Annotated in this window: 5 protein-coding genes; 3 read left to right on the forward strand and 2 right to left on the reverse strand. The window is 67.5% G+C overall.

Features of this window, described 5'->3' with window-relative positions:
• The first annotated feature begins 252 nt into the window (after positions 1 to 252).
• Positions 253 to 2,787 carry a transglycosylase domain-containing protein gene (locus AB3X98_RS30630; RefSeq protein WP_368604929.1) on the forward strand — a complete coding sequence of 845 codons (2,535 nt, stop codon included), beginning with the start codon at positions 253 to 255 and terminating at the stop codon, positions 2,785 to 2,787.
• 102 nt (positions 2,788 to 2,889) lie between these two features.
• Here the strand turns inward: AB3X98_RS30630 and AB3X98_RS30635 are convergent, their stop codons facing one another.
• Positions 2,890 to 4,896, reverse strand: a complete 2,007-nt coding sequence (locus tag AB3X98_RS30635) for a Cache 3/Cache 2 fusion domain-containing protein (RefSeq protein WP_368604928.1) — start codon at positions 4,894 to 4,896, stop codon at positions 2,890 to 2,892.
• Positions 4,897 to 5,173: 277 nt separating this feature from the next.
• Positions 5,174 to 7,651: a heavy metal translocating P-type ATPase gene (locus tag AB3X98_RS30640; RefSeq protein WP_069261415.1), complete on the reverse strand. Its 2,478-nt coding sequence runs from the start codon at positions 7,649 to 7,651 to the stop codon at positions 5,174 to 5,176.
• Between the two features lie 305 nt (positions 7,652 to 7,956).
• Between AB3X98_RS30640 and AB3X98_RS30645 the strand changes: the two genes are divergently transcribed.
• Entirely contained in the window at positions 7,957 to 9,411 is a 1,455-nt protein-coding gene (locus tag AB3X98_RS30645; protein WP_069261414.1) for a DUF1254 domain-containing protein, read from the forward strand.
• 332 nt (positions 9,412 to 9,743) lie between these two features.
• The gene (locus AB3X98_RS30650; RefSeq protein WP_368605154.1) at positions 9,744 to 13,538 is read left to right on the forward strand and encodes a DUF748 domain-containing protein; all 3,795 of its coding nucleotides are present in this window, start codon (positions 9,744 to 9,746) and stop codon (positions 13,536 to 13,538) included.
• The last annotated feature ends 23 nt before the right edge of the window (positions 13,539 to 13,561 follow it).

Below are 13,561 nucleotides of genomic sequence, written 5' to 3' on the forward strand. Positions count from 1 at the left end.
CAGCGACAGGAGTGTAGGCAGTGACAGGCGCCGGAAAAACCGGCTGTGACTGGAGAGGATTCTTCCTCGATCTGGAAGGATGATTTCATCTCTCTGTCATAAATCGACTCGGGCATCGACTTGGGCGATCCTGGGCTTGCGCCCGGCCCGAAGCAGGAGCGGCCTTGCGAGTTTGGTACGATTCACGCTTTGCCAGCCGACCCTACCTGCCGCGTGAAGCGTTACGTGCCGTTGATCCGCGATCGAATCGCGATGTCGTTGTCCCGCCTGAGGCCTGCCGCCGCGCGGCTGGGCGGGTTTGTCCGTCCCGCATTCGCGCGTGCGCTCCACCATGTGCGGCATCCCACGCGGCGCGGTGTGCTCATGACGATTGGCGCGTTGCCGGCGCTCGTCGTGCTCTACGTGCTCGTGCTGATTCCGTTCACGCCGGGCATTGGCGACATCCGCAAGGCGCGGGTGGACGAACCGGCCCAGATTCTGTCCGCCGACGGCAGGGTGCTCGCCGAGTTCAAGCCATCGAACCGCGAATGGGTGCCGCTCGCGCAGATCTCGCCGCACATGGTCGATGCGCTGATTTCCACCGAGGATCACCGCTTCTACGAGCACCACGGCATCGACTTCAAGCGCACGGCGGGCGCGGCGCTGCACACGTTCTCGGGCGAGCGCCAGGGCGGCTCGACCATTACGCAGCAGCTCGCGCGCAATCTCTATCCCGATGAAATCGGCCGCGCGCCCACGCTCACGCGCAAGATCAAGGAAGCGATCACGGCGTTCAAGATCGAGGCGGTGTACAGCAAGCAGCAGATTCTCGAGACGTATCTGAACACGGTGCCGTTCCTCTACAACGCCTATGGCATCGAGATGGCGGCGCGCACCTACTTCGGCGTTTCGGCGGATCAGCTCGACATCCTGCAAGCCGCGACGCTCACCGGCATGCTCAAGGGCAACGCCTACTACAACCCGGTGATCAACCCCGAGCGCGCGCTCGCGCGGCGCAACACCGTGCTCGGCCAGATGGTGAAGTACGGCAAGCTCAGCGAGGCGCAGTACGCCACGCTTTCGAAGAAGCCGCTGCGCCTCGACTTCGAGCGTCAGACCGAGCCGCCCGGCCCCGCGCCGCACTTTGCGCTGCAACTGCGCAAGTGGCTGATTTCGTGGGCCGACCGCAACGACTACAACATCTATTCGGATGGCCTCGTGGTGCGCACCACGATCGATTCGCGCCTCCAGCAGATGGCCACCGCCGCGCTGCGCCAGCACACGAACCAGCTCCAGGGCATCGCCAACGGCGCATGGAGCGGACGCAACGGCTGCGTGGCCGGCAACGACCTGTTCGCGACGTTCATGCGCGAAACGCAGGACTACAAGAGCGTACGCGACGCCGGTGCGAACGACGCCGACGCGCTCAAGCGGCTCGCCGGCGACCGCACCTTCATGCGCAACCTCTGCAAGAGCAAGACCGCGGTGGAGGCGGGCTTCCTCGCCATCGACCCGCGCAGCGGGCAGATCAAGGCGTGGGTGGGCAGCCGCGACTTTACCGACGAACCGTTCGACCACGTGCAGCAGGCACGCCGTCAGCCGGGCTCGACGTTCAAGCCGTTCGTGTACGGCGCGGCCTACGCGGCGGGCGCAAAGCCGAGCGACACGTTCATCGACCAGCCGGTGGAAATCCCGCTGGCGGGAGGCGAAATCTGGAAGCCGACCGACGACGTGCCGCCGAGCAATCGCCCGATGACGCTGCGCGACGCGATCGCGTTCTCGCGCAACCGCATCACCGCGCAGCTCATGCAGACGGTGGGCCCGGACAAGGTCGCGCGGCTCGCGCGCGCGATGGGCGTGCGCGACAGCCAGCTCGCCCCGGTGCCGTCGCTCGCGCTCGGCACGAGCCCGGTCACGTTGAAGGAGATGGTCTCCGCGTACAGCACCATCGCCAACGACGGCGAGTACCTCGAACCGCGCATGGTCACGAGTATCGAGGACCACAAGGGCAACGTGCTCGCGCAGTTCGAGAGCGCTTCGCCCGAGCGGGCGCTTTCGGCAGAGGCGGACCGCACGCTGCTCGACACGATGCGCGACGTCGTGAACCGCGGCACGGGCTCGGCCATCCGCACGCGCTTCGGCATACGCGGCGACGTGGCAGGCAAGACCGGCACGACCCAGGGCAACACGGACGGCTGGTTCATCCTGATGGACCCGCAACTCGTGGCGGGCGCGTGGGTGGGCTTCGACGACGGCCGCGTGACGCTTGACGACTACTGGGGGCAGGGCGCACGCAGCGCACTGCCGATCGTCGGCGACTTCTTCCAGCGTGCGTTGCGCTCGCGCCTCGTCGATCCGCGTGCGCGCTTCAACACCGAGGTGACGCCGGGCGCGTTCGAAATCTTCCGCGAGAACCTGCGGGCGTGGATGGACAAACTGTTCGGCAAGCACGAAGCGCCGCCTCCCGCCCCGCCGGTGCGGCATGCGCCGCCGCCGCGCGTGAGCGCGCCGGCACCTGCATCCGTGCCGGCTGCGGCTTCCGAGGCGGGCGCATCGGTGCCAGCGGAGGCATCGGCGCCGTCTGCTGCTTCGGCGGCGGCCGCCGAATCCGCCGCGCGCGCCATCATGGGCCTGCCACCGATCATCGGGCCGTCCAGCGCGCCGGCGGCGCAGGCCCCGCAGCCTTCGTATCCGGCACAGGCGCCGGCGCTCGCACCGACCCCGACGCCCGACGAGGCGGACCCTGACACGCCGGGCGCGAGCGCGAGCTACACACCGCCCGTGGCGCAGCCGCAGCAGGGGCAATGAGCGGGGCGTCGCGCCGTTAACAAAAAAGGCAGCGTCTTTGTGACGCTGCCTTTTTCATTTGTTGGGCACTGCGAATCATGCTCTGAAGGTGCTACGCGTGCGTTACTCGCGCACCTTGAACACGGAGACGAGTTCGGCGAGCGCCGCTGCATGATCGTTGAGTGCGGCGGCGGCGCGCTCTGCGTCGCCCACCAGCACGGCGTTCTGCTGCGTCGCCGCGCCGATCTGCGAAACCGCGATATTGACCTGCTCGATACCGCCCGATTGTTCGCGAGAGGCCACGCTGATCTCGCCGATGATCGAGCGCACTTCATCCACGCGCGCGACGATGCCGCGCATGGTCGTGCTCGCTTCGCCGGCAATGCGGTAGCCCGTCTCGACCGTCGAGGACGATTCGGTGATCAGCGCCGAGATTTCCTTCGCGGCCGCCGCGCTGCGCTGCGCGAGCGCGCGCACTTCGCTCGCGACCACCGCGAAGCCCTTGCCGTGCTCGCCCGCACGCGCGGCTTCCACGGCCGCGTTGAGCGCGAGGATGTTGGTCTGGAACGCGATGCCGTCGATCACACCCGTGATCTCGGCGATCTTCTGCGATGCGCGGCTGATGTCGTTCATCGTTTCCACGACGCGGCTCACGGCGCGCCCGCCGTCGAGCGCGGCTTCGGCTGCGCTCGTCACCACGGTGTTGGCGCGCGTCGCGTGGTCGGCGTTCTGCTGCACGGTGGACGTGAGCTCTTCCATGCTCGCCGCCGTCTCCTCCAGGCTGCTCGCCTGGCTCGCGATGCGAGAAGCGATCTCGCCGCTGCCTTGCGCGATGCGCGAGGTGTCCTCGCTCATCTGCGCGGTGGCGCTGCGCACCTGCGCGACGATCTGCGCGAGGCCCACGCCGATGCCGTCGATGGCGCGCGTGAGGCGGCCGATCTCGTCGGCACCCGCCGTGCCTTGCGCGTGCGCTGCATCGCCTTGTCCGATGCCGTTGCGGCTGTCGTTGCCGATGCGCACCGTGAGGTCGCCCGCGGCGAGCTGGCCGGCGGCGTGCGCGGCGGCGTCGAGCGGCCGGCTCACGAGGCGGCGCGCCGCGTAGATCGACAGCGCGGCGAACAGCGCGACCAGCACGAGGCCGATGGCCGCGAAGCGGTCGCGCGTGGCGTTCACGTCGGCCATGATTTCGTCGCGCACGGCGACGCCGCCCACGAGCCATTGCCACTGCGGCACGCTCACGAACGAGACGAACTTGGCGCGCGCGTCGCCTTCTCCTCGCGTCGAGTCGGCGGAGGTGTAGTCGAGCGTGCCTTCGCGCGTTTCGAGCATGCGCGACCAGGGCGCGTCGGCATCGTCGTAGTGTTTGCCGACGGCGCTCGGGTGGACGAGGAAGGTGCCGCGCGTCGGGCCGTTCGAAGCGTCCATCACGAAGTAGTAGCCGCTCTCGCCGATCTTGAGCTTGGCGATCTCGCTCTTGAGCGCATCGATCTGCGCGCCCACATCCACGCCGACGAACAGCGCGCCGATCACGTGGCCGCTGGCGTCGAGAATCGGCTTGTACTGCGTGATGTACTGCTTGCCGAACAATTGGGCGAGGCCGGTAAAGGTGCGGTTGGCCATCACCGGGCCATACGCCGGGCCCTTGCGGTCGAGCAGCGTGCCGATCGCGCGCGAGCCGTCCTGCTTCTTGAGCGACGTGGTCACGCGCACGAAGTCGTCGCCGCTGCGCGCGAAAACGGTGGCGATTTCGCCGCTGCGCGCGAGAAACTGGTCGGGGATCGTGAAGTCCAGATTCAGCACGTGATCGCCGGACTTGAAGACCGGCGTGGCCTTGCCGGCAATGTCGACCGTTTGCGTGGGGTCGAGCGTGAAGGCGCCGGGCAGGAAGCTCTCGAAGAGCTGCATGGCACGGTCGACTTCGGTTTCGAGCGCGCCGTTGATGAGCGAGATCGACGAGGCGACCGCCTGATCCTTTTCGGCAATGCGCGAGCGCACCTGGTGGCCGACCTGCGTCGCCGCCGAATGCGTGATCGCCCACGTGAAGGCGGCAAATATGGCTGCGACGAGCACGCACGATAGCAAGGCGAGGCGCACGCCGACACTCGCGCGGCTTGATAAGCGTGAAAGCATGGATTCGGTTCCGGAAAGAGCTTGTGAAGAAGGAACCTGCGCCTTCGAGGCGCTGGCATGACGCATTACGGCGCGCGCGCGCGATCCTTTAGGGCTAGAACCGAAAAACCTTACAATCGCGTAAAGATTACCGATGGATTACGCCATTTCGGTGTGCAGATTGTGGGATATTTCGGAACCCAAAATAACATCGCCACAAAGAAAGGGCGCATGAAGCGCCCTTTCGTTATGTTTCGCGCGATACGTCGCTCGCGCTGTGTGATCCTCTGCGCGGCCGTCAGCGGCGGGCTCGCCACGTTCTGAGCAAGAGCGCGTTGGTCACGACGCTCACGCTGGAAAACGCCATGGCCGCGCCCGCGAGCATGGGGTTGAGCAGGCCGAAGGCGGCGAGCGGAATCCCGATCAGGTTGTAGAAGAACGCCCAGAACAGGTTCTGCTGGATCTTGCGCCACGTGCGCCGCGAAATATCGATTGCGGCGGCAACGAGCGCGGGGTCGCCGCGCATCAGCGTGATGCCTGCCGCGTGCATGGCGACGTCGGTGCCCGTGGCCATGGCGATGCCGATGTCGGCGGCGGCGAGCGCCGGCGCGTCGTTGATGCCGTCGCCGGCCATCGCGACGATACCGCCGCTCCTGATCTTGAGGTCGCGGATCGTGCGCGCCTTGTCGTCGGGCAGCACCTGCGCATGGACTTCGCGGATACCGAGCTGCGCGGCCACGGCCGCCGCGCTGCCCGCGTTGTCGCCGGTCACGAGCACGCTGCGGATGCCCATCGCCTCGAGGCTCGCAATGGCTTCGCGCGCCGTGGGCTTCACGGTGTCGCCGAAAGCGAGCAGGGCGAGCACCCCGCCGTGCGGCTCGAAGAGCCACGACACCGTATTGCCCGCCTCTTCGAGCGAACGCGCGCGGTCCGCGAGCGCGGGCGGTACGGCGAGCGCCAGTTCGTCGAGCCAGCGGCCGCTGCCGATGGCGAGGCGCCGGCCGTTCACTTCGGCCTCCACGCCGCGCCCCGGCACCGCGCGCGCATGGGCGGCGACAGCCAAAGCGGCTGACGCCTGGGCTTCGGCCTGGGCGTCATACGCCTGCACCACCGCCTTCGCGAGCGGGTGATCGCTGTGCCGCTGCACGGCGGCGGCGAGCGCGAGCGCCTCGCCATGCTCGAGGCCTTCGGCCGCATCGAACGCGGTGAGCGAGGGCTGGCCGAGCGTGAGCGTGCCGGTCTTGTCGAAGGCGACCACGCTCACGTTGTGGGCGGTCTCCAATGCTTCGGCGTCCTTGATGAGCACGCCGTGGCGCGCGGCCACGCCGGTCCCGGCCATGATCGCGGCGGGCGTGGCGAGGCCCAGCGCGCACGGGCAGGCGATCACGAGCACGGCTACAGCGTTGAGGATCGCCGTTTCGGCGCTCGCGCCCGCGAACAGCCAGCCGCCCAACGTGATGGCCGCGATCACGAGAATCGCCGGGACGAACACGGCGCTCACGCGGTCGACGAGACGCTGGATCGGCGCCTTTTCGGCCTGCGCGCTTTCCACGAGGCGAATGATGCGTGCAAGCGTGGTTTCCGCGCCGATGGCCGTGGTGCGCACGGCGATCGCGCCTTCGCCGTTGATCGAGCCGGCTGTGACGGGATCGTCGGGCGCTTTCGGCACGGGCAGGCTTTCGCCCGTGATGAGCGATTCGTCGATGTGGCTGCGGCCTTCGAGCACGACCCCGTCCACGGGCACACGCTCGCCGGGGCGCACGACCACCACGGTGCCCACGCGAACCTGGGCGAGCGGGACTTCGCGCTCCTCTGCGTTGGCGCCATTTGCGCCGTCGACGCGGATGCGCGCGCGATCGGGCCGCAGCGCATTGAGCGCGCGGATTGCGTCGGTGGTCTGGCGCTTCGCGCGCGCTTCGAGCCACTTGCCGAAGCGCACCAGCGTGATGACCACCGCCGAAGCCTCGAAATACAGATGGGCCATGTCGCCGGGGTGAGCGAGCATCGCATAGACGCTCACGCCATACGCGGCCGAGGTGCCGAGCGCGACCAGCAGATCCATGTTGCCCGCGCCGGCGCGCACGGCCTTCCACGCGGCGCGGTAGAAGCGCGCGCCGAACACGAACTGGACGACGCTCGCCAGCGCCAGCTGTGCCGCGGCGGGCAGCATCCAGTCGAGGCCGAGCCAGTGGCCGAACATCGGCAGCACGAGCGGGGCCGTGAGCACGGCCGAAATCAGCACGGCGCGCCATTCGCGGCGCGCTTCGTCGCTGGCGGCGGCGCCTTTCTGCGGGGCGGCGGCGCCTTCGTCGGCGGCGAGTGGCGTGGCTTCATAGCCGGCCTTTTTGACGGCGGCGACGAGCAGGTCCTGCAATTCGCCCGTGAGCGGCGAGCGGGTGTTGACGGTGGCCTGCTCGGTGGCGAGGTTCACGCTTACGCCAGCCACGCCGGGCACGCGCGCAAGTGCCTTCTCGACGCGGTTCGCGCACGACGCGCAAGTCATCCCGCCGATGGCGAGCGTCGTGGCTTCCGTGGCGACGGGCACGGCTTCATAGCCGGCCTTTTCGACGGCGGCGACGAGCGCGGCGGGCGCGACGCCGCCGCTGGCCTCGACGGTGGCCTTTTCCGTGGCGAGGTTGACCGAGGCGCGCGTGACGCCCGGGACCTTGGCAAGCGCTTTCTCGACGCGCATGGCGCACGAGGCGCACGTCATGCCGTGGACTTCGAGTTCGGCCACGGCGGTATCGGTGCGTTCTGCTACGAGGGGTTCATTCATGATGGGGTGCGAGCACTGGCTGTCATCGATGTTACGCAGTATCTACGTTCCCATCATGGGAAGGTCAAGGGGCGCGACACTACGCCCCTTTCGTTTCAGAGGGAAGTCCTGAGCGCAAGCTCTCCGCCTGTAAGGCAATATTCCACGCCACAGTCTTTTCAGGCCCATGCGCGAGCGATACGATACCAACCGGCGGCATTGGCGCCTTGCCGCGTGCATTTCACTACGGCCCTGGGGGGGCCGCGCGGAGTGGCCAGCCGGTCGACGTCACTTCATGGACCGCCCGCACCGAATACAACCAACAAATGACAACAATACATCGAGCATTCTCTACGTACCGTAGCTGCTCCGCGCTCGCCTGCCTTGCCCTGATTGCCGGATGCGCCTCGGCGCCGGGCGACGTTGCGCCGAAGAGCAACGGCTGGATGAAGGACGAAGTCTCCGACTCCTATGTGTTTGGCTATCCGCTCGTGCTGATGGACGTGGCGCGCGAATCCGCCACCGGCAGCGGGCCCGGCCAGGCCGCGCCGAACACGCTGCGCCACGCGCAGTCGCTGCCGCCCGTCGGGGCCTCGAGCCCGCTCGAACCCAACCTCGACACGCTGACTTCCAGCGGCTGGCTCGACGTATCGAGCGAGCCGGTGCTCGTCACGCTGCCCGACACGCACGGCCGCTACATGGACGCACGCGCGCTCGACATGTGGACGAACGTCGTCTGGTCGACCGCCGGCGCGCAGTCGGGTGAACGTGTCAGCGGACTGAAAGCGCAAACGATTGCATTTGTTCCGGCCGGCTGGAAGGGCACGCTGCCCGCGCGCGTGAAGCGCGTCGACGTGTCGACGCGCTACGTGTGGTTCCTCGCGCGCATCCAGACACGTGGCGGCGCCGACATCGCGGCCGTGCGGCGGCTGCAGCACGGGCTGCAGGTCACAGCGCTGTCCGGGTGGGACGAGCGCGGCGCGCGCGGCAAGGCCGGCGCTCGCGGCGGCCGCGGCAACGAGCCGACCGGCGCCACGCAGAGCGGCGATCCGGTGGCGCCGGGCACACCGTCCGCCCAGGTCGCGGCGCTCGACGCGCACGGTTTCTTCGACCGGCTCGCCCTGGCGCTGGAAGACAACCCGCCCACGGCAGACGACGCGCACGCGCTCAAGATTCTCGGCGACATTGGCGTACACCCGGGCGACCCGGCGCAGCTGCCCTCGGGCGCGAAGGACGCCGCGGTCATCAAGGCGGGTCTCGCCGATGGCCGCACGCGCGCCGCGACGCCGCCGTCCAACCTGCTGGCGGGCAACGGCTGGCTCTGGGTGGGCGACGACGCAGGCAACTACGGCCCCGACTACTCGCTGCGCGCCTACGCGGCGTACACGTCGCCGGGTCTGCCGACGACCCGCGACGAAGTGCGCGCCCGCGTGAGCCAGGACAGCGACGGGCATGCGCTCAACGGCGCGAACCGCTACACGATTCACTTCACGGCGAAGCAGCTGCCGCCGGTGCGCGGCTTCTGGTCGATCACGGCCTATACCACCGACGGCGCGCTCGACGCCGACGCGCCCGTGCGCGTAGCGTTCGGCGACCGCAGCGGCGCACGGCGCAACCGCGACGGCTCGCTCGACGTGCAGGTGAGCGCCGAGCGGCCGCGCGGCGGCGCGAACTGGGTGCCGGCGCCGCATGGCGACTTCCGGCTCGTGATGCGCCTCTACGCCGCGAAGCCGCAAGCGACCGACGGCAGCTGGCAGCCGCCCGCCGTCGAGCGGCAGTAATCGCTGAACCGGCCTGAACGAAGCGTTGGCGGGGCACGGTCCCGCCAACGTTTTTTTTTTGCGCCGTATAAGCCCGTTCGAGCGCGCCACGCCCGGCTTTTCCGCCCGCGTTTTCATGCATCGCGCAATACGCGCGGCGCACATTGCGCAATCGCCGGGCCATCGCCTTTGCGCTGTTACTTCTTGTTGCGCAATACCTGCGCCGCGGGCGGCGTTTTCCCGTCGTCCGATCTTCTATCGGACCTATACTTCCGGCTGTCGGCATCCCCGGATTTCCGACATCAGACCCACATCCCGCGGCGGGCCTGTTGCCGCCTCATCCGCAAGCAAGCATGGCAAGCCTCAACAAAGCGTCGCTCAACTCTTCCTTGCAGTCGGTGCGCGCGGTCGCGCGTGCGCCCCGCACCCGGCACATCCTCACGGGTGTCGTCATCTTTCTGATTGTGTTCGGTCTGGTCGGCTTCTTTGCCGCGCCGCCGATCATTCGCCATGTTGCCGAGCAGCAGTTGAGCAAGCAGCTCGACCGGCCCGTCACGATCGGCCGCATCGCGCTCAATCCGTACACGCTGCGCCTCGAAGCGGACCGTGTGCATATCGGCGAGCGCGGCGGCAACGGCGACTTCTTCGATGTCTCGCGCGCCGTCGTGCAGGCGTCGTGGTCGTCGATCTTTCGCGCGGCTCCCATCGTCGACGAACTGCGGCTCGACTCGCCGCGCGCCACGATCGTGCGGCTCGACGCCCAGCACTTCAACTTCTCGGACCTCATCGAGAAGTTCTCGACGCCCTCGAAACCCGGCAGCAAGCCGACGCAGTTTTCGGTTTCAAACATCCGCATCGAGAACGGCCAGATCACCTTCGACGATCGCCTGCTCAACGAAAAGCACGTGATCGACCGCTGGTCGCTCGGCATTCCGTTCATCGCCACGCTGCCTTCCAAGACCGATATCTTCGTTCAGCCGATGCTGCGCGCGCGCATCGACGGGGCGAGCACGCTCGCCATCGACGGCAGAACCAAGCCCTTTTCCGCGACGCGCGAGTCGGAAGTCGAACTGCGCCTGACCGACCTCGATGTGCCGAAGCTCCTCACCTACGCGCCGACGAAGCTGCCTGTCACAGTGAAGAGCGGCAAGCTCTCGACCAACCTCAAGCTCGATTTCGTGATGTCGGGCGAGAAGCCCACGCTGCGTGTGGCGGGCACGACCGACCTGAACGACTTCGACTCGACCGACAACGCCAATGCGCCGTTCTTCGGCGCGCGCAGTCTGCACGTGGCGGCAGCCTCGCTCGAACCGTTCAGCAACGTCTATCGTTTCGACGACATCCATCTCGACGCGCCCACCATGTGGGTCGCACGTGACAAGCAAGGCGTGCTGAGCATCGAGAAGCTGATGGGCGCGCCGGCCGCGCAAAACGCGCCGGCCGCGAACGAGGCCGCGAACAAGGCCGCGAGCGCCGCGCCGGCCTCGGGCGCCTCGGGTGCCCAGAGCGCGCAGGCGGCGCCCGAGGAAGCGAAGCCCGCGCCGCTCGATGTCTCGATCCGTCAGTTCGCGCTCACGAACGGCACCGTGCACATTGCCGACGATCTGCCCGCGCGGCCGGTGAACGTCGAACTCACGCAGCTTTCCACCACGCTTACGAACTTCTCGACGACTGCCAAAGCCGGCGCGCCGTTCACGTTTGCGACGAATGCGACCGACGGCGGCACGATCAAGGCGTCGGGCACGGTGAGCCTCGCGGGCAAGAACGCCGAAGCCAACATCGCGCTCGAGCGCGTGGGTCTGCCGCAAGCGCAGCCGTATATCGACAACCTCAGCAGCGCGCAGATTCTGGACGGCAGGCTCAATCTCACGTCCACGCTCAAGGCCGACTGGGCGCAGCAGCCTGCCGTCGTGCAGGTCGGCCAGAGCACGCTCGGCCTCGAATCGCTCAAGCTCGCTGCGCGCGGCGCGAAGGTGCCTGCCATCGCGCTCGACCGCGGCACGGTGCAGGTAAGCGGTATCGACCTCAATGCGCGCAAGGCGCAGATTGCATCGGTCGACGTGACCGGCCTCGTGGTGAACGCCGAGCGCCAGAAGGACGGCAAGGTCGACCTGGCGCAACTCGCCTCCACGCAGCAGGCGGTGCCCGAGCGCACGGCGATTCGCGCCGCGCAGAAGTCGGTGCAGGAAGGGCCGGCCTGGCGCTACACGATCGACGCTTTCACGCTGAACAACGGCACGATCAACTTTACGGACAATTCGACGCCGCGGCCGGTGAAGCTCGCCATCACGCCGTTCGACCTGAAGATCCAGCAGATCAGCGACGACCTGAGGCACCCGCTGCCGATCGACCTGAAGGCGACCGTCAACCGTAAGGGCACACTCGCGCTGAGCGGCAAGATCAACCCGACGCCGCTCACGGCGCAGCTGAAAATCGACGCGAACCGGCTCGACGCCGCCGCGTTCGAGCCTTATTTCGGCAATCAGCTCAACGCGGTGATCGCGAGCGCGCTGCTCAACATGAACGGGCAACTTTCTGTGGAGCAGGGCAAGGCGCTCAAGGCGAACTATCGCGGCGATGCGGCGCTCGTGGACGTGCGCATGCTCGACAAGGCCACATCCGGCCCGTTCGCGGGCTGGCGCTCGCTTGCGCTCACGAACCTGAAGGCGAACTACGACGACGCGCGCGGCACCGACGTGGACGCGAGCCGCGTGACGTTCGCAGGCTTCTATGGCCGCGTGCTGCTCGACGCGCAAGGCAAGCTCAATCTCAAGGACGTAGTCGCGCATCAAACGGGCGCCGCGCAGTCGCTCACGCAGGACAAGAGCGGCAAGCCTGGCGAGCGCGAGCCGGTGCCGCTCACGCCGCAGGCGGCGAGCGCGCCCGTGCAGACGGCTTCCGCACCGACGCCGGCTTCCGCGCCGGCAACGGTCGTGGCCGCGCAGCCGCCGAAGAACCCCGTGCGCCTGCACTTCGGTGAGCTCGTGCTGCAGGACGGCCGCGTGAACTATACCGACAACTTCATCAAGCCGAACTACTCCGCCGATCTCGTGCAGATCCACGGCACGGTGGGCGCGTTCGGCACGCAGTCGACCACGCCTGCGCCCGTGGATGTCTCCGCGAAGCTCGCGGCGAACGGTCCGCTCTCGATCAAGGGCACGGTGAATCCGCTCATCGACAAGCCGTCGCTCGACCTCACGGCCAGCGCGCACGATATCGAGCTCACGAACCTCACGCCGTATTCGGCGAAGTACGCGGGCTACCCGATCACGAAGGGTAAGCTCAACGTCGATCTGCACTACCAGCTCGCGAACGACGAGCTCACGGCGAACAACCATATCTTCATCGACCAGCTCACGTTTGGCGATCACATCGACAACGACACGGCCACCAAGCTGCCGGTGCGGCTCGCGATTTCGCTGCTCAAGAACCGCAGGGGCGAAATCGATGTGAACATCCCGGTGTCAGGCTCGCTCTCCAACCCTGAGTTCAGCCTGGGCGGCCTGATCTGGAAGGCGGTGCTCAACCTCATCGCGAAGGCGGTGACCGCGCCGTTCACGCTGCTCGCCAATGCGTTCGGGGGTGGCGGCGAAGACCTGGGCTATGTCGAGTTCGCGGCCGGCACGGCAACGCTCACCGATGCCGACCAGAAGAAGCTCGACACGATCGTGAAGGCGCTCGACGACAAGCCTTCGATCAAGATCGATCTGATCGGCCGCGTCGATCCGGCCGTGGACACGCCCGCACTGCGCGAGCAGTACGTGGATCGCCTCGTGCGGCTTCAGAAGGTGAAGGACACGGTGGGCAACGGCGAGAGCGTGGATACCTCGCAGGTCAAGGTGGACGACAAGGAGTACGAGAAGTACCTCGCCAAGGCCTATAAGGATGCGGACTTCAAGAAGCCGCACAACATGATCGGCCTCACGAAGACGCTGCCCGTGGACGACATGAAGCAGGCGCTGGCCGACCACGCACCCGTTGACGACGCCACCTTGCGCAATCTCGCTCAGGATCGTGCGCAGGCGGTGCAGCAGTACTTCGAAGGCAAGGTCGATCCGAGCCGCGTGTTCATCGTGGCGCCGAAGCTGGACGCCAAGGGCATCGACGACAAGGGCGCGACGACGCGCGTGGATTTCGGGCTGAAATAAGCCGTGGTTTGGCGATTCGATGC

This window comes from Paraburkholderia sp. BR14312 (assembly GCF_040948675.1).
In the GTDB taxonomy this organism is placed as follows: domain Bacteria; phylum Pseudomonadota; class Gammaproteobacteria; order Burkholderiales; family Burkholderiaceae; genus Paraburkholderia; species Paraburkholderia nodosa_A.